Below are 21,761 nucleotides of genomic sequence, written 5' to 3' on the forward strand. Positions count from 1 at the left end.
CTATTATACACAAAATCTGCTAAGTGGGGCAATTAGAATTATTATGTTTGATTTTCTTGTATGAATTACTCTTTTAAAAGGCTCACATATTTTTGGTAATGACAAATAGAAATACCCCTTGACGTTTAGCCAAGGGGTATTTCTATTTTCATATTAAACCTTACACTTGTGGACCTTCAACACGCTTCTTCTTTCTAAAATCAAGTGGTTTTTCTTTTAATGATTTACCACGCCATACTAACCATAATTGTGTAGCTAGGAATAAGGATGAATACAATCCAGCTAGTAGCCCTACTGTCAAGGCAATACCAAATCCGCGAATAGATTCCGCACCTAGGAATAGAAATGCAAGAACTGCAACTAGTGTAGTGATAGTTGTATTCAATGTTCTTGTCATGGTTTGGACAATACTTGTGTTGATGATTCTTGCCAATTCATCAAATGCCCGGATTGGTTTTTTCCTGCGTTGGATGTTTTCCCTAATTCGGTCAAATGTTACAATTACTGCGTTTATTGAGTATCCGATTATCGTCAGAATAGCTGCAACAATCGTAACATCAAATTCGATTCTAAATATGCTAAACACCGTGAGCATGATAAAGACATCATGCAATAAAGTTAGAATAGCAATGACTGCAAAATAAAACTCAAATCGGAATGCTACATATATAATCATACCAACCGAAGCGATTGCAAGGGCATAAATCGCATTTTTCACTAGCTCTTGTCCTACAATAGGTGATACAACACTAATACTTGGATCTACACCATATTTATCATGGACAAATGCTTTGAACTCGGTGACTTCTTTATCGCTTAAAACATCTTGAAAACGAATTGCAGCAATTTCATTCTCATCACCCGAAATAACTACAGATTTAGCCTCTAAACCAAGTTTATCCAAGTCTGACTCAATTTGTTCTTGGTTTAAACTTTCCTCTGCCAATATCTGTACCCTAGTTCCTGCTGTAAAGTCAACCCCAGGATTTAGACGGAAGAAGATAAGGGCAATTGCACCAATTATCAGTAGTATTGAGGTGACCATAAAGAATATTTTACGATGACGTACAACATCCCACTCACGATTTAAGAATTTAGCTGGTGCTTCTGATTTATCACGAAGATCACGAATTTCTGATTTTTTCACCGCAAACCAACCTGGGTGATTCTTGAAAAATTTCAATTTTATCCAGAAATGCAATAGTAATCTTGTACCATACACTGCTGTTAAGAAGCTGACTAAAATACTAATGATTAACATCGTTGCGAACCCTTTTACTGAGCTCGTACCAAAAATGAATAAGACAGCAGCAGCCAAAATGGTTGTGATATTGGAGTCTAGAATGGCACGGAACGAGTTTGCTGTTCCTGCTTTAAAGGCAGACTGTAACGATTTACCTTCACGAAGTTCCTCTTTTATTCGTTCAAATGTTATTACATTTGCGTCAACAGCCATACCAACACCTAATATCAATGCGGCGATACCAGGAAGTGTTAGCACCCCATTTAATAAGTCAAATACAAGTAATACTAAGAAAATATATACTGTTAAGTTTATGTTTGCGATTAAACCTGGAAAACGATAAACCACTAGCATGAATAAATAGATAATTGCAATACCGATTACTCCTGCAAAGATGGTTTGATTTAATGCTTGCTCACCAAACTGTGCACCGACAGATGTTGAAAACATTTCGTCCATATTAACAGGTAATGAACCAGAATTGATAATATCTGCAAGATATTTTGCTGATTCAACCGTAAAATTACCTGTAATCATAACATTTCCACCTGGAATTTCTTTGGATACACCAGGAGCTGAAACATATTTAGGGTCTTCTTTTAAAGCCTCTGCCTTATAAGAATCTCCTTCCTCATAATCCATCCAGATAACAAGTAAATTTTCACCAACGCTTTTTTGAGCAAGATCAGCTGTAACTTGTGCAAATTTATCTGGATTTTTTAATGATAACGTAACAATTGGTGCATTTGTTGTTGGATCAAAGTCCTGTTTAGCACTTCCCTCTTTGACATCAGAACCATCCAATAGAACAGTGTCATTTACGTCACGAAATGTAAGCCTTGCAGAAGTTGCTAGCATTTCACGTGCTTGCTCTTGATTTTCAACGCCTGCCAATTGAACACGAATCCGATCATTTCCTTCAATGTCAATTACAGACTCACTAATACCTAATTTGTTTACGCGGTCATTTAATAATTGAACAGTGGATTCCATTAAATCCCTTGTAACCTCTTGTTTTTTATCAATAGGTTCGACCTTATACAATACTTCAAATCCACCCTGAAGATCTAATCCTAAATTAATCCCTTTTGCAATATTCGGGGTAAAAATACCAATAATGAGTCCCATTATGATAACAATTAAGAAAAAGGATGTAATACGTCCTTTATTATTCATATTAAAATTTCCTCCCTACTCTGTTTCCAAGGCAATATGTATATTCATTTCGGAGTTTACGTTTTATTACCCATCAATGCTTGAATAGACGCCATTAAATCCTCATCTTGGAAGGACTGATAGGCATCAACGGTTATATAACTCATATAAATACTAGAACGTAGGTGAAATATATCCTGAATTACCTCGTAGAGACGCTTTTCTGGATTACCCTTCCATACTTTTTTTACAAGGCAGTCCCATATATTTTCTTCTGTTGCCTCTTTATATCCCATCATATGGAATTCATCTGCTTTACTCCTTAAGGCAGATCCTAGTTCTTTCTTCCAATCATTTACTGTTTTTATTACTTCCAAGTTATCACCTCTTCAGGAAAGAATCTAAAGTTCTTGTACAAGTTGTCATGCTTGGCCACATCAATTGCATATATATCATTGTATATGAAAATTTATTTTTTGAGAAGGCAGGTCGTCAATGTTGTCGAAACAAACATTTTTACAGGGCACCCTTATCTTAATATTAGCTGGATTAATCACTCGCTTCTTAGGTTTCATTAACCGTTTAGTTGTTGCTAGGTTAATGGGTGAAGAAGGTGTTGGATTATATATGATGGCGCTCCCAACACTTTTCTTAGTCATGACGATTACTCAGCTTGGTTTACCTGTTGCTATCTCAAAGCGTGTAGCAGAAGCAGACGCACAAAATGATCGAGCAAAAATTAAACGAATTCTAGTAGTTTCCATTATTATTACAACCGTTACAAGTGTCATTTTTACATTCATTATGATATTCACAGCACCATTTATCGCAAAAACACTATTAACTGATGACCGAACACTTTATCCATTGATTGCTGTTAGTCCGATTATTCCAATTGTTGCCGTATCATCCGTATTACGTGGATATTTTCAGGGTAAGCAAAACATGACCCCACAGAGTATTTCACAGGTCATTGAACAGGTAGTCCGAATAAGCTGTGTCGCATTCTTCGTTCACCTACTTCTCCCTTATGGAATCAAATTCGCTGCCGCAGGAGCAATGTTCAGTGTCATCTTAGGGGAGTTTATTTCCCTTTTGTATATGATTTACCAATTTAAACAAAAGAAAACCATGCGATTAAGACACCGTTTTTTCTCTTACTTAAAATCGAGTAAACAAACCGTAAAGGAACTATTCTCTATTGCACTTCCTAGTACAGGAAGTAAGATGATTAGTTCGTTCTCCTACTTCTTAGAACCGATTATAGTTGCTCATAGCTTAGCTTTAGCTGGACTTACCAGTGTAGTAGCAACGAAGCAATACGGAGAATTATCGGGTTTTGTCTTGCCACTGTTAATGTTACCTACTTTTATAACGCAATCACTTTCGATTGCACTTGTACCAAATATTTCCGAAGCAGAAGCAGTATCGAATAAAAAACTTATCCATTATCGAATTCATCAAGCGATACGGATATCATTCGCATCTGGTGCAATTTCTACAGTCGTCTTGACCATTTTTGCGGTACCGATTCTTACATTTATGTACGGCACAGCCAATGCAAGTACAATTCTTGTATTTATGGCACCTTTTTACATTTTACTCTATATTCAATCCCCTTTACAAGCAACACTTCAAGCCCTAGATTTAGCTAAGCCAGCGATGTGGAATAGTCTAATTGGTGCTGTAGTAAAATTCATCGTCCTGTTTATACTCGCCTCCAACGAAAGCTTTGGCATAATGGGTGTCGCCATTGCCATGTCAGTATCTGTCATCTTAATTACATTACTACATTTAGCAGCATTACGAAAAGAAATTCATTTCTATATTCCTATTAAAGATGTTAGTAAGATGATAGCTCTTATTCTTATAACATGGATTATTGGTAAGTATATTTATAATTTCTACATTATCCATGATCCAAATTTAATTCTCTTTCTGCTTGCATTAATCGTATTAGCGATAATTTACATTGTCTTTCTTTTCATTCTCAAATTCATTACAAAGGATGAATTAGAACAACTTCCATTCCTTCAAAAATGGTTCCGCTAAAATAAATCAAAAAACTCGTCTACTTTTGGATGGACGAGAATATGATTACTATAAAAGTACTTACTGGTTAGGGGGAAAAAAATGCGCAATCAACAATTTGTTGCTTTACTTTATGGTTGGATAGTTGTATTAGGATTAATTCTTGTTTCAGGTATGGCGATAGCATTATTATTACGGTTTTCTAGTTTTAGCGAACCTGCAGTAGATTGGGTAACATTGGTTATAGGATTAATTTCTTTATTCATCGGCGGAGCGGTAGCCGGGGCAAAGGGAAGAAAAAAAGGATGGATCATTGGTGCTTTTACTGGCCTAGGATTTACCGTTTTTACATTTCTCGTGCAATACCTTGGATATCACGTGGGATTCTCTTTGCAGCAAACTGTTTATCATTTATTCTACATATTAGCCGCTTTATTTGGTGGTGTAATAGGAGTCAATATTGCTTCTAATCATGAATAACTAAAAAGAGAAGAGCATAAGAAATCTCTATCTATTTTTTGAAATTTAAAAGAGGCTACCATAATGGTTAGCCTCTAATGTGATTTATACTGATTTCACATCGCGAATCGCAGAACGATCGTATGTAAGTTTTGAACCGTCACCAGCTTGTAGGACAACTGTGCTCTCATCTAGTGCATGGATAACACCATGAAATCCACCAATCGTAACAACAGCATCGCCTTTTTTCAGTTCAGACTGCATTAGTCGTACCTGTTTTTGACGTTTCTGTTGTGGACGGATTAGTAAAAAGTAAAAAATCACAAACATTGCAATCAAAGGTATAAATGTTGCTAATTGTTCCATAGTACTTGTCCCTCCCTTCTAGACAAATTGTTTAAAAAACGCATATCGCTTTTTAAACATGTTAAAAATTCTTTGCATCCGGTTTATTCAATCCGTACTGCTCAAAGAACTCTTCTTTAAAGTCACCAAGTCGATCTTCGCGAATAGCTTGTCGTACTTGCTCCATTAATTTTAACAGAAAATGCAGATTATGATAAGTAGTAAGTCTAAAACCAAACGTTTCATTGCATCGAATCAAATGTCTTATATATGCTCTTGTATAATTTTTACATACATGGCAATCACAATTTTCATCAATTGGTCCAAAGTCACGGGCATATTTAGCATTGCGAACCACTAATCGCCCTGTTGACGTCATACAGGTTCCGTTTCTGGCAATTCTCGTTGGTAAAACACAATCAAACATATCAATTCCACGAATAGCTCCATCAATCAATGAGTCTGGAGAGCCAACTCCCATTAAATAACGAGGCTTATTGCTAGGCATTAAAGGAGTTGTAAACTCTAACACTCGATTCATTACATCTTTGGGCTCACCTACTGATAATCCTCCAACTGCATATCCAGGTAAATCAAGTGACACTAAATCACTCGCACTAAGTCTACGTAAATCTTCAAACTCTCCTCCCTGAATAATACCAAATAAGCCTTGAACATCAGGTCTTTGATGTGCATTTAAGCATCTTTCTGCCCATCGAGAAGTTCTTTCTACAGAAGCCTTCATATATTCATGTGTAGCAGGATATGGTGGACACTCGTCAAAGGCCATCATAATATCTGAACCAAGTGCATTCTGAATTTGTATCGCCTTCTCTGGTGATAGGAATAGTTTGTCTCCATTTAAATGATTACGAAAATGTACACCTTCCTCGGTAATTTCTCGCATATCACTCAAACTAAAAACTTGGAACCCGCCGGAATCGGTTAATATTGCCCCATCCCAGTTCATAAACTTATGAAGCCCTCCTGCTTCACGAATGATATCCTCTCCAGGCCGAAGCCATAAATGGTATGTGTTAGAAAGAATTATTTTAGCATCCATGGAGTGTAAGTCTTCTGGGCTCATGGTTTTTACAGTTGCAAGTGTACCAACAGGCATAAACATTGGCGTTTCAAAGGTGCCATGTGGTGTATGAACTCGTCCGAGCCTTGCCCCTGTTTGTTTATCTGTTTTAATTAATTCATATGTTATTGGTGATGTCATGCTATCTTTCCTCTTCTATATAATGAACATCGCATCTCCAAAACTAAAGAAGCGATATTTTTCCTTTACTGCTTCGTTGTAAGCCTTCAATATAAACTCGCGATTAGAGAAAGCACTAACTAGCATAATTAATGTTGATTTAGGTAGATGGAAGTTAGTTATTAACCCATCAATTGCTTTAAACTCAAATCCTGGATAAATAAAGATATCGGTCCAACCACTTGATTCTACTAATTTCCCGTTGTTATCACGTGCAATCGTTTCAAGGGTTCGTGTGGAAGTTGTTCCAACAGAAATAATTCTACCGCCATTTTCTTTAGTTTTCGTTAGCGTTTCTGCTGTTTCTTGTGTCATCACGTAAAATTCTGAGTGCATTTTATGCTCATCAATATTCTCTACACTTACTGGACGAAATGTACCAAGTCCAACATGTAGCGTTATAAAAGCAACTGTCACACCCATTTCTTTTATTTCCGCTAGTAATTGCTCTGTAAAATGAAGTCCGGCAGTAGGTGCTGCAGCTGATCCTTCTTCTTTTGCATATACTGTCTGATATCGATCCTTTTCAGGAAGCTGCTCCTTAATATACGGAGGTAGTGGCATCTCACCTAGTTCATCCAACACTTCATAAAATATGCCATCATATGCAAAATCTAAAAGACGTCCACCATGCTCCAAGGTCTCTGTACAAGTAGCCGTTAATTTTCCTTCACCAAAAATTAACTTGGTCCCTTCTTTCAACCTTTTGGCTGGTTTTGCCAAGACCTCCCATGTATCGCCTTCTACCTGTTTCAGTAATAGGACCTCTACCTTAGCACCAGTATCTTCTTTAATACCGTATAATCTTGCAGGTAACACCTTTGTATTATTTAATACTAAACAGTCTCCTTTTTTCAAAAAGCTCTTAATATCGGTAAAATGCTTATGTTCAATTTCCTCAACATCACGATGTAACACCATCAATTTGGAAGCACTTCGGTCTTTTAACGGGGTCTGGGCAATTAATTCTTCTGGTAAATCAAAATCAAAATCCTCGATATTCATGCTGTAATACTCCTTTAAATCAGTTTAACGAAATCTTCCTAGTATATAGAATATAAGAGATAATATGATGCTAACAACGATAGAAGTCATGATTGGAAAATAAAAAGTGACATTACCCTTCTTAAATGTAATATCACCAGGTAATCTCCCAATGAATGTCCATATAATACCAATGATAAGAAAAATTATTCCGATTATAATTAACAGCTTACCTATATTCATTCCACTTCATTCACTTTCACCCCAAAATGGTTGTATGCTTTATGCGTAACTACTCTTCCCCGAGGTGTTCGTTGGATAAATCCTATCTGTAGCAAATATGGTTCGTATACATCCTCAATCGTTTGCGACTCTTCCCCAATTGTTGCTGCAATCGTATCTAAGCCCACAGGACCACCTTTAAACCCATCAATAATTCCCTTTAAGAGCTTATGATCAATATGGTCAAGTCCAGCTTCATCTACTTGCAGCATGTTTAACGCTGTCTTCGTTGTTTCTATACTAATTTCATTTTCACCCTTCACTTGCGAAATATCACGAATACGGCGAAGCAATCGATTGGCAATTCTCGGAGTTCCTCTTGAGCGGCGTGCTATTTCTACTGCCGCTTCTAGAGATATTTTTGTTTCAAATATCTCTGCTGTCCGCTCAACAATTGCACACAAGTCCTTTGTCTCATAATATTCTAGTCGACTCAATACACCGAAACGATCACGTAAAGGTGCGGAAAGCAGGCCTGCCCTAGTTGTCGCCCCTACAAGTGTAAACGGAGGTAAATCAATTCGAACAGATCTTGCACTTGGACCGGTTCCAATGACAATATCGATAAAAAAATCTTCCATAGCTGAGTATAACACTTCTTCGACAGAACGGGGTAATCGATGAATTTCATCAATAAATAATACATCCCCTGCCTCTAAGGAAGTAAGAATGGCAGCTAGATCCCCAGCTCTATCTATTGCAGGTCCAGATGTAGATCGAAACTGTACTTCCATTTCATTTGCAATAATAGCTGCTAAGGTTGTTTTACCAAGCCCTGGTGGTCCATACAATAATACATGATCAAGCGGTTCATTTCGCATTTTAGCTGCTTGAATAAATATCTTTAGGTTTTCCTTTACCTTGTCTTGTCCGATATATTGACGTAATGTTGAGGGGCGCAAACTAAGTTCTACTACGGACTCTTCACTATGTAATTCACTAGTAACCATTCGCTCATCCATCATTTTGCCCCCTTCTTACTTTTTCATTAATAAGCTTAATGCTTTACGAATAATCTCATCTGTATTAGCTGATTGTTCGATTCCCTTCTTTAATTGAGGGAGAATGGACTTAATCTCTCTATCCATATACCCCAAAGCTTTTAAGGCTTCCAACGCTTCTTTTAATTCCACACGCTCTGTAGTCGGTGAAACATAGTTTTCTTCTGCATCTACAGAAACAGTAAATGTATTGGTTAATTTCCCTTTTAAATCTAAAATAATCTGTCTTGCGGTCTTCTTTCCAACACCTGGGAAGCTTGTGAGGAATTTATCGTCTTCTCTTTCTACTGCTGCAACAAATTCCGGGATATTTACCCCTGCCAAAATGGCTAGTGCTCCCTTTGGCCCTATTCCTGAAACAGATAATAATCTTGTAAATAAATATTTTTGGTCTTCATTTTTAAAACCATACAGTAGTTGAGCATCCTCACGAACATGAAAATATGTATGTATAAGCAATTCCTTGTTTAAGGAATCCTGATATATAAAAGGATTTGGACAAATTACTTCATACCCTAATCCATTTACATCCATCACAATCGATTCATCTTGAATGGAGACCAACTGTCCCCTGATATATGCAAACATCTTCTTCTCTCCCATTTAATCCTTTTACTATTGTAACATAATACCATAAGAAAAGCCCGGTAGGTACTAGTTAAGCCTTTGTAAGGAGAGGGTACGTTATTTCCTTTGCTTACCCATCTTTATTATAAGTAATCACATCATAAAAAGCCTTTGCAAAGATACAAAGGCTTAATCATTACCAAAAAAATCATTTAATTTTTCCTGGATATCGCGATTCATGTTATTAGGACGGCTATTCATATTCCTCATTTGATTCCAATATATTTTATCTACATAGACAACGATATCCTTGTTTGGTTCTACCCGTCGTACATCTTTTTCGATTTCTTTGTGCAGATTAGGATTTTCATTTTGATTCGGATTGGGAGTAATAACTCCAACGATAATCCGATCATCAGTCTCACTTACCTGTGCCTGCACAATGTCTTTTCTTTCTTTCAAATATTTCGATATTAAACGGGTCTTTTCATTGGAATAACGGTCTTCATTCTGATGGGATGTGTTCTCATCACCAACATTAATTCCTGGCTGCTCGCTCCGTGGGTAACCACCACGTTCACCTATCGTTTTATCATTATCCAAACGATTCTTTTGTTCTCTTGGTGTTTCATAATTCACAGACTGAAACTGTTTTATTTCTTTCGGATCGCTTGTTCCTTGTTCTGTATTGTTATTTCCGCAAGCTGAAGTTAATCCAGTACATAGTAAGATAACCATTAATTTTCCTCGCATATATTAAACCTCCCTTAAAGCTAGTTTGCTTAAAGAGAGGTTATTTAAACAGGATATATTAACCTTTCCGTTTAAAATGTGGAAGAGGGTTTCGTTTATGCTCTGACCTTCGATGCAATTTCTCAATAATTGCTTTATCTTGTTCAGGGATTGTTTCACCCTTCAAGTAAGCATCAATTGTATTATAGGAAGTGCCCATTTCCGCCTCATCCGTTTGCCCCGCCCATAAGTCTGCACTTGGTTTCTTCTGAATTACTTCTTCAGGTACTTCAAGATATGCCGCCATTTCGCGAACCTCGGTCTTGGTAAACTCAACTAACGGTAAGATGTCAACTCCTCCATCACCGTATTTTGTAAAATAACCTGTATACCATTCTGCAGCATTATCTGTACCAACTACTAAATAATTATAATTGGTAGCTATCGTATAAAGTGTACTCATTCTAAGTCTTGCTCTTAGATTAGCATCTGCTAAACGACCATTCTCCTCATGAAAATTATCGCCTAATTGTTCTTTAATTGAAGAGAATAATATGGTATGTGTATTCGTCAAGTCAACAGTAAGACCATTCATTCCACATGTATCAATAACCTTCTCCGCATGCTTCATTCCTTCTGGATCACTATTCAGTGGCATAATAACACCTAATGAATTTTCTGGAAAAGCTCTTTTTATTAAGTTTGCCACAACCGCAGAATCAATACCACCACTAACACCTACTAATAATCCTTTTGCACCAGCTGCTTTAACTTGTTGCTGTAACCATTCCACTATCTCTGATACCGTCTGTTCCACAATAATCGCTCCTTTATCAAATCTACACTTTATTTTAGCATGACCTTGGAGGTATTTAAAAATTCTTTACGCTTTATCCATTCCTCTTCCATTGTTTGTAAATAGGAGCTGACACTAAGTCTTCGTTTGCTTTTCAAATAATGCATCCATTCCCTTAACACATCACTTGGGATAAATACTGAATATAAAAATTTCGCTAATTCCCTTTCTGACGCCATATTGTATTGTAATAAACGGTCAAGCTTCCAATTTATATTCGGCAGAAATCGTTGTCCTAATTGAATAAAATCATAAAGCTGTGTCGTACAATGCAGTAGATCAAAATCAATTAGAACTGTCCGCTCATTATGAATAAAGTTATGGGAAGCAACATCCCCATGAACCCATCTTCCCTCTATTTCAGCTTCCTTTTGATCGTGATTCCAAGAATAGGTTGATACAATATCTAAATAACGGTTCATCATCCATACAATATCTCGAAATAAATTCTCATAGCCATACTTTTGAAAAATATACTCTGTTTCCAAAAATTTATTTAACCTTACATGCCATCTTCTATAAAATAGTTGCTTTTTAATCGGATTCTTAACGGTTATATTTTTTGCATCTTGATGAAATTTTTTTATAGTAGAAACAGCTAACAGTCGGTCTCCAGGGTGCTGATAGTTTAATTTTCTTCCAGTGATATAAGGAGATATTGTCCAACCATAATTCGTACCTGTTAAAATTTCTTTTTTTCCATTTGGAAAGCGAACAAAAGGCACGATTGATTTTGATTTAGCCTTGTTAAAAAAATCCCATTGTTGCCTCATATTCAATAAATTTGAATGCCCTTTTAGAATATATTGTTTTCCTGTATTAGCTTCCAAATAATATATGTTTCGCTTAATTTGGTGAAGCTTCTTTATTTCTAAGTTTCCCTCCCAAAGTAAAAAAGAAGAGAGACGATCGTAGTGATTATCGTCTCTGCTTAACTGTTTCCTCAATCGGATGATTCTTCCTTCTCTTCATCCCTATATCCACCAAATCCAGGAGGGGTAGGATAGCCACCCATCTGCCAATCAGGCATGTATGGGAACATCGTATTGGCTTGTGTAGGAATATTTTGCATACCCTCTACTTGTGTCGGAAAGTTCATCTCTGTACCGGTACCCATAGGGGGCATAGTTGTTAACATTGGTGGATAATCAGCTGCTCCTCCTCCACATCCACAATCTGCTTCAGCCCCATACATCATAGGTGCTGGATAGCCCATACCTAGATGAGCAAGATGTGGATGATACATCGGGAAGAGATGATGTGAAAAGTGCATTCCTCCACAGCAAGGATTTACCGGGAAACATGGTATCATATGCATTGGATATGCCATATGATGAAATACAGGTTGCTGCATTGGTTGATGTTTAGGTTTATGCTTCTTCGGTTTTTCTTTATGTTTTACATGCTTTGGAGAATGACTTTCTTCAGATGATGATTCTTCAAAATTAAAAGTCATATACGTGTTTAATTCAGTTGTTTCCAAGGTAGGTTGTTGGATAATTGGAGGCAAGGTCATTTGCGGTACTTGTGGCATTTGTGGTAGTGGCATTACAGGCTGTACTTGTACTTCTTTCTTTACATGATCCTCTTTTATTACTGGTAGAGGCTTTGGTGAAATATTCATATACGGGTGTTCCACATGTTCTTTTTTTACTTCTTTAACCATGCCTTCCTTTTTTACGGCTTTAGCTGTAGTTGGAATACGAATTTTCATACCTGGCATTAACATATCCGGAGCAGATAGGTGCGAGTTAACCTGTTTTAATTCCCCAAAATCTACCCCATACTTCTTAGACAGTTCCCACAATGTATCTCCTTTTTGTACTACATGAATCTTCAACGTTTATTCGAACTCCTTTCACTTCAAAATTCTAGGCTAGAATCACTCTTTACCAAGATATGCAAAACTGTTCTAAATGTTGAACCATAATATTAGAAAACTTGTATGGAGATAAAACAATGGGGAGTGATGTTTGTCAGTTTACGACCTTTTTAAAAATTACTAGGTATTGATAAGAGCTATCCGTTATTACCTACTGTAGTTTGAGGCAGTTTAGACTAGAAGAATAAATTGCCCTAAACACAAAAAAGACCGTTTTCCAATAGGAAACGGCTCTTTTATATATAACTATTCAACAAACTCAAATTCAAATTGTAAAATACGGATTGTGTCCCCGTCTTCTGCTCCTCGTTTACGGAGTTCATCATCTACACCCATCGTACGCATCTGTCTAGCAAAACGTCGAACAGCTTCATCACGATTAAAGTCGGTCATTTTGAACAATTTCTCGATACGTGGACCTGTTAGTACAAATGCACCGTCATCATCTCGACTAATTTCAAAGCCTTTGTCTTCTTTTTGATATCGATAAACTACGGTTTCATCTGTATCCTCTATCTCATCTGTGTTCTTTGGAATTTTTTCCAATAGGTCTGCCACTGTATAAAGTAAATCTCGAAGTCCAGATTTGGTTAATGTTGAAATCGGAAATACTGGTATATCATCTTCTATTTGTTCCTTAAACTTTTTTAGATTCTCTTCTGCATCAGGCATATCCATTTTATTTGCTGCAATCACCTGTGGTCTATTCATAAGTTTCTCATCATATTCTCTTAATTCATTATTAATCTTCTGATAATCCTCAAAAGGGTCACGACCTTCTGTTCCTGCCATATCAATTACATGGATAATTACCCTTGTTCGTTCAACATGCCTTAAAAATTGATGTCCCAGTCCGACTCCCTCGTGAGCGCCCTCTATTAGACCTGGTAAATCAGCTAAAACAAAGCTTCGACCATCTCCAGTATCAACCACGCCTAAATTTGGAGCTAAAGTAGTGAAATGGTAGTCAGCAATCTTTGGCTTTGCTGCACTAACTACGGATAAAAAAGTTGATTTCCCAACACTAGGAAAGCCCACTAATCCTACATCAGCGATTAATTTTAATTCTACCTTAATATTACGCTCTTCACCTGGTTCCCCATTTTCAGCAAAATCAGGTGCTGGATTTCTTGGGGTCGCAAAACGTGAATTACCTCTACCCCCTCGGCCACCTCTTGCAATTACAGCTTCTTGACCATGGACAGTTAAATCTGCAATTACTTGATTGGTATCCTCATCGATAACAGTAGTTCCAGGTGGTACTGAAACGGTTAGCGGGGAAGCATTTCTACCATGCTGATTTTTACTCATCCCGTTCTCCCCACGTTTTGCTTTAAAGTGTCGGTTATAGCGGAAGTCCATTAACGTATTAAGACCCTCATCCACTTTAAAAACAACATCTCCGCCGTCTCCACCATCTCCTCCGGCAGGACCACCTAAAGGGACATACTTTTCACGACGGTAAGCAACAAGCCCATTCCCTCCGTCACCAGCTTTTACATACACACTGACTTGATCGACAAACATATTTTTTCACCTCATATCATTAGGCAGGAAATGTAAATGTACAGATAATCGTTTCATTCGTGTTATTCTCATGGATAGAAACATTATCTATTTTGTTATTAATTCCTACTTTAAATGCATTCTTATTTATAGCGCACGCTTGGATAGTTATCACCAGTTCGATTGATGAACTAATCACATTTATCTCAATAGTCCCTTCTACAAGTTCCTCTTGATTACTAACTGCCATTGTCAGTATATCAACAAATGTCATACCAACTGAAGTCAATGTATTGTCAATATGAGATAAATCTTGATTTATACTATGTAGAAGATAATTAAAACGTATGTTGGGTTGTTTCCAGTTTAATTGCAAGAGCCATAATGCAAAATTAGGACAGTTCATATTCATAAGTAATCTTTCTTGATGAAAAGCTTCCAAAATATCATTTACCTTCATCTTAACTTTATCAATTTTACCCATACTTAAATAGCCATGAACTATTTGCAAATCATTCATTAAATCATGTCGTTGTAAACGTAATAGTTGAATGATATCTTTACTCTCCACAATATCCCCCCATTACCATGAATTATATCAAAAAAACTCCAACCACTAAATTGATTGGAGTTTTTGTTCGGTAATATTATGCTTCTTGAGCAACTGGGTAAACACTAACTTTTTTGCGGTCACGACCATAGCGTTCAAATTTTACAACACCGTCGATTTTTGCATAAAGCGTGTCATCTCCACCACGGCCAACGTTTTCACCTGGATAGATTTTAGTACCGCGTTGACGATATAAAATAGATCCACCAGTTACAAATTGTCCATCAGCACGTTTAGCACCAAGACGTTTGGACTCTGAGTCACGACCGTTCTTTGTACTACCAACACCTTTTTTAGATGCGAAGAACTGTAAATCTAGACGTAGCATAAGAGCACCTCCTATTTACTTTGAATTGTAATAAATTGATTATAGTCACGTTCAATAGTTTCCAGTGAAACAATCATACCCTCGAACAAGAGCTGTGCTCTTTCCATTAATCCTTCATCTACAGAATCTGGAATAGACACACGAAGATAACCACCCTCATGACCTTGTTCGATTTCTAATTCAATATCCGTCATCTTAAGTACAGCATTTACTGCGCCAAAGGAAACTGCGGATACTCCAGCACAAACTAAGTCATATCCATAGGGACCACTTTCTGCATGTCCAGATAACTCAAAGGACTTTATTTGATTATTATCTCGGTATACAGTAACCTTAATCATGGTTTAAACCCTTATTGGTTGATTTTTTCAATCACTAGTTTTGTGTATGGTTGACGATGACCTTGTTTCTTGTGGTAGTTTTTCTTAGCTTTAAACTTGAATACAGTAACTTTCTTTTGACGGCCGTGTTTTTCAACTTTAGCCGTAACAGTAGCACCTTCCACATAAGGAGAACCAACTTTAACGTCTGCTCCACCTACGAAAAGAACTTTGTCAAAAGTAACAGTTTCATTCACGTCAGCTGTAACTTTTTCCACGTAAACTACTTGGCCTTCTTCAACTTTAACTTGCTTACCACCTGTTTCGATAATAGCGTACATAACTGCACCTCCTTAATTAACTCAGACTCGCCATACAGGTAACTAACTTCGAGTTTTAAAAACCTGTTCTGTGCGGTTGTAGCACGGGTGCTACGATGAATAACATACAAATGTTATCATGTTCGATTACTATTTGTCAAGCTTCCTTGCTATTTTTCTAGCTAGCATGAAACATAGCAATCTCGCCGATTGTCAAATCATAATTTTTATCATAAAAATAGCTTTGCAAGCAATCCGCTTCATCAATGTAAAGACGTGTATTATTAGGCATTTGAACATAAATTGGGTGTTTATAATCCCGTTTAAATTGGATGAAAACATCCATGAGAGAATATTGTGCAGGTACCGTTATCGGTCTTACGTCTTTTATCCACTGTTCACCCTTATACCTATTAAGCAGAAATCGAATAAAAACATAGTGCTTTTTTTTCCATTCTGAACGATTTTCCAATAACAAAAAGATCATCAACAAGAAAGCACTCAATGTGAATGAATAGAAAACGAACTGCAACAAAATAACAACTAATGTTAATACGATAGAAAGCATAATCATAATGTGATATGCCTTTCGAAATGGTAATTTAATTGAAAGCAAAAAAAATAACAGTTTTCCACCGTCTAATGGCCATATTGGCAGCAAATTAAATACCAAAATGATTGTATTATAAAATAATATCTTCTCCACCATTGCGGCTGGAACAAACGCTAGAGCTGAACCAATTAATACCATTCCATATATAACGAAATGCTGAAGAGGTCCTGCAATAGTTACGAAAAATTCTTCCCTGAGTGGCCTTGTTCCGTGTTCATCCGTGTCCATAACTCCACCAAAGATCCAAAGCATTACCTTTCTAATTCGCCATTTGAATAGAGCTGCTGCTATATAATGCCCAAGCTCATGGATTAGAACTATGACTAGAATGATGAATAATTCTACAAAGGTACCCGTAAAAAACGAAATAACCATAAAAATAAGCAGGATTGGATGGATATGTATCGGTGGTAGCAGTTTACGGATTGTCATCGACTTCAACCACCTGAACTGGATCGATATATTCATTGTCTTTCTCAATTGCAAAATAAAGGGTTTCATTATCCTCAGATGGTGCAAATTCACCGATTCGCTGTTGCGCATCAATTATTTGATATAAATGAACATCAATGGAGCTTAAGTACCCATAGGTTGAAGTGGTTCCATCCGCATGTTGAACTACAACTGTTTTCTTGGTATTGCGATCCTTTCCTGCAAAAATAACAACACCATCCCTTAATGCCGAAACTGGAGCAGTATCAGCAGGAGCAATCTTAATCCCTCTCCCATTTGTTTGGAATGTCTCTGTAACATTACCTGATACTGGTAATACTAAAGCTACTTTCTCTGCTTCTTGCTTTTCATTATTTGGTGAAAATGCCAGCGGTGTTCCAAATGCATCCTTGTACCATTCATAAGTGGATGCAAATGGGAATTCTTCAGTTAGTGCGTGATATGCCCACTTCTTTGGCTTCGAAAGAAAATCCGCATCGTTTTGGAGAACAATTGCAACGGAAAAGAATAACATAACCGATAATATCCCTTTAAAAATAATACCAGTTACTACTTTACTATTTCTTTGATTAGATGCGGATGGATCAAGAAAGTCAGGATAATACCCATGTTTTTCTTCATCCTGCGGTAAAACCGGCATGATGGTACTAAAATTTTTATGTCTTGTTTTATTTGGTAGCCCGCGTGACTTCTTCCGTTCACTTATGGCACGGCGAACATCCTTAATATCTTTCTTCATACGCCCTCACATTCCTTCATTAAACGTTTTTACAATTGTATGAAGAAAGCGGACAAGATATGTATTTAGTAGTATGAGAATAGTTAATAAACAATTAAACTTCATTTAATAAGAGGGCCCTTACTATCTTCTATCATGATTCAGTTAAATAACCAACTGTAAATAACTTGAAAAACAACAATTGCAACTGCTAATCCAGGACCTACAATACATACTCCTATTAACAAAGACCTTATAATTTCCCATAAATTAAAGGCTGGTTTACCGCCCTTATCAATAGCATCGATTTTCTCATTCATCGTCTGTAATGATTTATTTATATTCTTTAGCTCACTTATTATTTATTGCTCTGTATTACTTTCCATAATAGTTACTCCAATCAGAATTTAAATTTAGAATTCATTAAAAAAATATTTTCATTCAACGATTTACATTTGTTTTTTAAAAGCTCCACCTTTTCAGAGTCTACTCGTTATTCCCCATGACGGTTAATGAGGCATTTCTATGCATGACAACTTGAGAATTGCTAAATTTAAACTGATTTTTCTCGTAAAACGGGATTAAATCCGCTTCACAAAACAAACTAATTACATCAATATGAGAAAGTTCCTTTAACAATTGCAATATTAACTTCCTACCAATACCAAGCTTTTGATATTCTGTTTGTATAACAACATCTTCAACATAAGCCCTAAATTTACCGTCCGAAATAGACCTGGCAAAACCCACTAGAACATCATCTTCCCATGCACCAACAGTTATTTCTCGTTTTAACATTTGTTCAATATCGTGTTCATTTCTATTTTCCCACCAACCAACATCTCGATAAAGTCTCATTAACTCTATTGCTTTTATTGGTCTATCTGTAGAAGTCTTAATTTCCACGCTCAAATGGAATCCCCCTTAATACTTTTCTCACTCAGTAATTTCCCAAGCTGGATTCCAAACTACTTCCCATAAATGTCCGTCAGGGTCTTGGAAATATCCAGAATATCCTCCCCAAAAGGTATCATGTGCTGGAACTGTAATATCTGCACCAGCCTTTCTAGCCTGTTCCATTACTAGATCAACCTCTTCTTTACTACCCACATTATGACCAATCGTAAATTCAGTTGGACTTTTCAGTGACTGATTTATACTTGTATCATGGGCTTTGTCCTTACGCTTCCATATAGCTAGTTTTAGCCCTGATTGTAATTCAAAAAAAGCTACTGCACCGTGTTCAAACTCTTGACCTACTATCCCCTCTGTAGGTAATCCAAGTCCATCCTTGTAGAATTTCAATGACCTTTCTAAATCATCTACACCTAAAGTTAAAACTGAGATTCGCGGTTCCATTACATACCTCCTAATAATAATTTTATGTATCCCAAATAAGAAACCAATCAGAGACAAGCCAAGTAAAGCATTATACTTATGAACTCATTTATATAAATGGTATAAGGATTGCTTCATTCATGACTGGTTTTATAAAACTTATAATTAAAGATAAGACTAATAAACAGCAAAACTACTAAAAACAACAGCAATTCTTTTCTGTCTTTACTCGTTTATTCACCTTCTTTTGTGGAATAATCATTAGTTCCATTATATTACATAACGCCTAGTTATTTAACAATCTAGGCATTATGTTACAATTTTTGGAGTAAATGTAAAAAATGGTTCAGAAGTTTACTTTTAGGTGATAGCGATATCGAAGAAGAGCATGTTCAACTTTACAGATAATGATATGTTAAATAATTAAATGAAATAACTTGCCATTAAATATCTATAAGATAAAATAAAGACAAGCATGGTATAGTTGTACGGGTGGGGTATTTCGCTTCCCTCTGGAAACCGATTATGGTGAAAGGAGGGATGCCAATGGAGTTAGAATTAGTATTGTTACTATTAACAGTACTTTTCGCAGCTGGAGCATTTTTGTTAAAGCTGTTAGACTTCATTAGACAATTAGTAAAAGACTTTACTGATAAACGATGAACCCCACCCTTTTGACCGCTAAATCAAAATAAGGGTGGGGTTCTTTCTGCTTCGTCCAGAGGGAAATCCACCTGAACATCTACTATCATGCTAACCGAGAATGTTGCTGCATTCTCGGTTATTTAATTAGTATGGCTTGTCTACTTTTATTATACCTATTCCATTAAAAAATGTCTATTGACTTTTCCTAGTTTGGTCATTGACCTATTTATATTTTACCCATAAAGTCAGTATAGTTAACCCTAATAATTGTAGCGTTGCAAGTAGTCTTAGAATCAGCTAAAGCAATGTACATAGACAGCGATAAGGCCAATTCTAAATCCATCCGATTTCTTCATTTTTGCCCCTAGCTTGTTCTTTGCAGTCTGGACGATAGTGCTGGTGTAAGCACTATGTATTTTGTAAGACTAATACTTATCTCGTAATACATATACAAAAAAGCAGAAAACCGATATATCCTTTTGTTAACAAACAAAAAACAGAGTTCTAAATCAATATCGTTTAGAACTCTGTTCATATAGTAATTTCTAATTATATCCAATAAAACGAAACTGTTAAGAAATACGCTATAATCCAACTAACTCCTAATCCCAAAAAATCTCTTAACCTTTTGGAACATACCAGTTTCGTCATCTAGAGACTGTAATGGCACGGATTCACCGAGGATTCTTCTAGCAATATTTCGGTAAGCAATGGATGCTTTCGTATTTGGTTGAAAGGCAACAGGCTCACCATGATTAGATGCTTTAATAACTTCATCATCGTCTAATACAATACCAATTAGGTCAATCGAAAGGATTTGAACGATTTCATCAATCTCTAACATATCCCCATTTTTCATCATATGCTTACGAATTCGGTTAATTATTAAAGTAGGTGCATCCATATCTTCCTTTTCTAATAAACCGATAATTCGATCGGCATCACGAACACTAGATTTCTCTGGGGTGGTAACTACGATTGCTTTATCTGCCCCTGCGACTGCATTTTGAAATCCCTGTTCAATACCAGCAGGACAATCGATAATAATATAATCATACTCTGTTTTCAACTCTTTTATGATTTCGCGCATTCCTTCTGGTGTAACAGCTGATTTATCACTTGTTTGCGCAGCAGGAAGCAGGGATAAATATTCAAAGCGCTTGTCCTTAATTAAGGCTTGCTTTAATTTGCAACGACCTTGTACTACGTCGACAATGTCGTATACAATACGGTTTTCTAGACCCATTACAACATCAAGATTTCGAAGACCGATATCTGTATCAATCAAACAAACCTTTTTATCCATTAAAGCTAATGAAGTTCCAATATTAGCAGTGGTAGTTGTTTTACCAACCCCACCTTTACCTGATGTTATAACAATTGCCTCACCCATTGATTAGTCTCCTTTCAAACCGATTTAAGCTCTTACGCTTATGTGCCAAAACTTGTATTCTATCAATCACTATTTTATCTTTTTCATCATCAATGAGACCGCATTCCATATATACTCCATCAGACTCATAATCTGGTGCACGACTAATATGATCTGCAATTCGAAGCTGACTAGGATTCATATAGGAAGCAGCTATAATCGCGTTTCGGTCACCATTTACACCGGCATGAGCAACGCCATGTAAACTCCCCATAATATAAATGTTTCCTGTAGAAACTACTTTTCCACCAGGATTCACATCACCTATTAATAGCAAATCTCCCTTGATTTCTAATACTTGGCCAGAGCGAACTATACGGGTTATTACTTTAACTTCTGTGTCATCTAAAAAGGCTAGTGCCTCGTCACGTAATATAACATTTGAATCTAATGATTGGACGGTAAAATGATTATCTTTGGTGATAATTTCCTCTAATTGTTTCTTTTGATCTTCATATATAAAGCGATTACCAAGCTTCACGGTAACTGGCACAACGGGCTCGTCCTTTTGTACAATATTGACGGAAAGTTTATCAACTAATTCCCTACACGCATCTGTAAATGAACAGCGATCATCGATAAAAAGTGTAAGTCCATCTCTAGTTCCTTTAATCGTCACATAGTTTTTTTGTTTTGTTTCTTGCAATATGTTCACCTCATTAGTGCTAATTTCAGCG

The 21,761-nt window shown here is 36.5% G+C and carries 25 protein-coding genes and 1 other annotated feature; of the genes, 2 read left to right on the forward strand and 23 right to left on the reverse strand.

Annotated features, from left to right (window positions below; translation table 11 throughout):
- Window positions 1–160 precede the first annotated feature (160 nt).
- Both secDF and HNR27_RS07390 read right to left on the reverse strand, forming a co-directional pair.
- Complete coding sequence (secDF, locus tag HNR27_RS07385) at window positions 161–2,419, reverse strand: protein translocase subunit SecDF (protein ID WP_429339277.1); 2,259 nt, start codon at window positions 2,417–2,419, stop codon at window positions 161–163.
- Between the two features lie 56 nt (window positions 2,420–2,475).
- Window positions 2,476–2,775, reverse strand: a complete 300-nt coding sequence (locus tag HNR27_RS07390; RefSeq protein ID WP_212921131.1) for a post-transcriptional regulator — start codon at window positions 2,773–2,775, stop codon at window positions 2,476–2,478.
- Window positions 2,776–2,893: 118 nt separating this feature from the next.
- Between HNR27_RS07390 and spoVB the strand changes: the two genes are divergently transcribed.
- Together spoVB and HNR27_RS07400 are read left to right on the forward strand one after the other, a co-directional pair.
- Complete coding sequence (gene spoVB / locus HNR27_RS07395) at window positions 2,894–4,450, forward strand: stage V sporulation protein B (RefSeq protein WP_429339278.1); 1,557 nt, start codon at window positions 2,894–2,896, stop codon at window positions 4,448–4,450.
- Between the two features lie 81 nt (window positions 4,451–4,531).
- Window positions 4,532–4,909 carry a TIGR04086 family membrane protein gene (locus HNR27_RS07400; RefSeq protein ID WP_212921132.1) on the forward strand — a complete coding sequence of 126 codons (378 nt, stop codon included), beginning with the start codon at window positions 4,532–4,534 and terminating at the stop codon, window positions 4,907–4,909.
- An 84-nt stretch (window positions 4,910–4,993) separates the two neighbouring features.
- On the opposite strand, the gene yajC is transcribed toward HNR27_RS07400, so the two are convergent.
- From yajC to minC, 21 genes are all read right to left on the reverse strand, one after another.
- Window positions 4,994–5,254 (reverse strand): preprotein translocase subunit YajC, encoded by a 261-nt coding sequence (gene yajC, locus HNR27_RS07405; protein ID WP_212921133.1) that lies wholly within the window; start codon window positions 5,252–5,254, stop codon window positions 4,994–4,996.
- 61 nt (window positions 5,255–5,315) lie between these two features.
- The gene (gene tgt / locus HNR27_RS07410; RefSeq protein ID WP_429339279.1) at window positions 5,316–6,458 is read right to left on the reverse strand and encodes a tRNA guanosine(34) transglycosylase Tgt; all 1,143 of its coding nucleotides are present in this window, start codon (window positions 6,456–6,458) and stop codon (window positions 5,316–5,318) included.
- A 15-nt stretch (window positions 6,459–6,473) separates the two neighbouring features.
- The gene (gene queA, locus HNR27_RS07415; protein WP_429339280.1) at window positions 6,474–7,502 is read right to left on the reverse strand and encodes a tRNA preQ1(34) S-adenosylmethionine ribosyltransferase-isomerase QueA; all 1,029 of its coding nucleotides are present in this window, start codon (window positions 7,500–7,502) and stop codon (window positions 6,474–6,476) included.
- 24 nt (window positions 7,503–7,526) lie between these two features.
- Complete coding sequence (locus tag HNR27_RS07420; protein ID WP_212921136.1) at window positions 7,527–7,724, reverse strand: DUF2905 domain-containing protein; 198 nt, start codon at window positions 7,722–7,724, stop codon at window positions 7,527–7,529.
- Complete coding sequence (ruvB, locus tag HNR27_RS07425; RefSeq protein WP_212921301.1) at window positions 7,721–8,725, reverse strand: Holliday junction branch migration DNA helicase RuvB; 1,005 nt, start codon at window positions 8,723–8,725, stop codon at window positions 7,721–7,723. The genes HNR27_RS07420 and ruvB overlap by 4 nt, the downstream gene beginning before the upstream one ends.
- A 15-nt stretch (window positions 8,726–8,740) precedes the next feature.
- Entirely contained in the window at window positions 8,741–9,352 is a 612-nt protein-coding gene (ruvA, locus tag HNR27_RS07430; protein WP_429339281.1) for a Holliday junction branch migration protein RuvA, read from the reverse strand.
- Between the two features lie 168 nt (window positions 9,353–9,520).
- Window positions 9,521–10,084, reverse strand: coding sequence for a YhcN/YlaJ family sporulation lipoprotein (locus tag HNR27_RS07435; RefSeq protein WP_429339282.1), 564 nt, complete (start codon window positions 10,082–10,084; stop codon window positions 9,521–9,523).
- Between the two features lie 58 nt (window positions 10,085–10,142).
- Complete coding sequence (gene nadE, locus HNR27_RS07440; RefSeq protein ID WP_429339283.1) at window positions 10,143–10,880, reverse strand: NAD(+) synthase; 738 nt, start codon at window positions 10,878–10,880, stop codon at window positions 10,143–10,145.
- 29 nt (window positions 10,881–10,909) lie between these two features.
- Entirely contained in the window at window positions 10,910–11,866 is a 957-nt protein-coding gene (locus tag HNR27_RS07445; RefSeq protein ID WP_429339284.1) for a phosphotransferase, read from the reverse strand.
- Window positions 11,863–12,759, reverse strand: coding sequence for a SafA/ExsA family spore coat assembly protein (gene safA / locus HNR27_RS07450; RefSeq protein WP_429339285.1), 897 nt, complete (start codon window positions 12,757–12,759; stop codon window positions 11,863–11,865). The genes HNR27_RS07445 and safA overlap by 4 nt, the downstream gene beginning before the upstream one ends.
- Before the next feature lie 288 nt (window positions 12,760–13,047).
- Window positions 13,048–14,328, reverse strand: a complete 1,281-nt coding sequence (gene obgE / locus HNR27_RS07455) for a GTPase ObgE (protein ID WP_429339286.1) — start codon at window positions 14,326–14,328, stop codon at window positions 13,048–13,050.
- A gap of 19 nt (window positions 14,329–14,347) precedes the next feature.
- On the reverse strand, window positions 14,348–14,878 hold the full coding sequence (locus tag HNR27_RS07460; RefSeq protein ID WP_429339287.1) for a Spo0B domain-containing protein: 531 nt from the start codon (window positions 14,876–14,878) through the stop codon (window positions 14,348–14,350).
- A 76-nt stretch (window positions 14,879–14,954) separates the two neighbouring features.
- Window positions 14,955–15,245 (reverse strand): 50S ribosomal protein L27, encoded by a 291-nt coding sequence (rpmA, locus tag HNR27_RS07465; RefSeq protein WP_010098994.1) that lies wholly within the window; start codon window positions 15,243–15,245, stop codon window positions 14,955–14,957.
- Between the two features lie 11 nt (window positions 15,246–15,256).
- Entirely contained in the window at window positions 15,257–15,586 is a 330-nt protein-coding gene (locus HNR27_RS07470; protein WP_429339288.1) for a ribosomal-processing cysteine protease Prp, read from the reverse strand.
- Window positions 15,587–15,597: 11 nt separating this feature from the next.
- A complete protein-coding gene (gene rplU / locus HNR27_RS07475) occupies window positions 15,598–15,906 on the reverse strand; it encodes a 50S ribosomal protein L21 (protein ID WP_212921145.1) in 309 nt (102 codons plus the stop codon).
- Between the two features lie 13 nt (window positions 15,907–15,919).
- Window positions 15,920–15,994, reverse strand: a sequence feature (ribosomal protein L21 leader region).
- Window positions 15,995–16,063: 69 nt separating this feature from the next.
- Window positions 16,064–16,930 (reverse strand): M50 family metallopeptidase, encoded by an 867-nt coding sequence (locus HNR27_RS07480; protein WP_429339289.1) that lies wholly within the window; start codon window positions 16,928–16,930, stop codon window positions 16,064–16,066.
- Window positions 16,917–17,690 (reverse strand): M23 family metallopeptidase, encoded by a 774-nt coding sequence (locus tag HNR27_RS07485; protein WP_212921147.1) that lies wholly within the window; start codon window positions 17,688–17,690, stop codon window positions 16,917–16,919. The genes HNR27_RS07480 and HNR27_RS07485 overlap by 14 nt, the downstream gene beginning before the upstream one ends.
- A 465-nt stretch (window positions 17,691–18,155) precedes the next feature.
- Window positions 18,156–18,581, reverse strand: a complete 426-nt coding sequence (locus HNR27_RS07490; RefSeq protein ID WP_429339290.1) for a GNAT family N-acetyltransferase — start codon at window positions 18,579–18,581, stop codon at window positions 18,156–18,158.
- Window positions 18,582–18,605: 24 nt separating this feature from the next.
- Window positions 18,606–19,028: a VOC family protein gene (locus HNR27_RS07495; RefSeq protein WP_429339291.1), complete on the reverse strand. Its 423-nt coding sequence runs from the start codon at window positions 19,026–19,028 to the stop codon at window positions 18,606–18,608.
- Window positions 19,029–20,247: 1,219 nt separating this feature from the next.
- Entirely contained in the window at window positions 20,248–21,045 is a 798-nt protein-coding gene (minD, locus tag HNR27_RS07500; RefSeq protein WP_212921150.1) for a septum site-determining protein MinD, read from the reverse strand.
- On the reverse strand, window positions 21,038–21,730 hold the full coding sequence (gene minC, locus HNR27_RS07505) for a septum site-determining protein MinC (protein ID WP_429339292.1): 693 nt from the start codon (window positions 21,728–21,730) through the stop codon (window positions 21,038–21,040). Before minC ends, minD begins: the two co-directional genes overlap by 8 nt.
- Window positions 21,731–21,761: the final 31 nt, after the last annotated feature.

The sequence above is a fragment of the Ornithinibacillus bavariensis genome, from assembly GCF_050433565.1.
Classification (GTDB): Bacteria; Bacillota; Bacilli; order Bacillales; family Amphibacillaceae; genus Ornithinibacillus; species Ornithinibacillus bavariensis.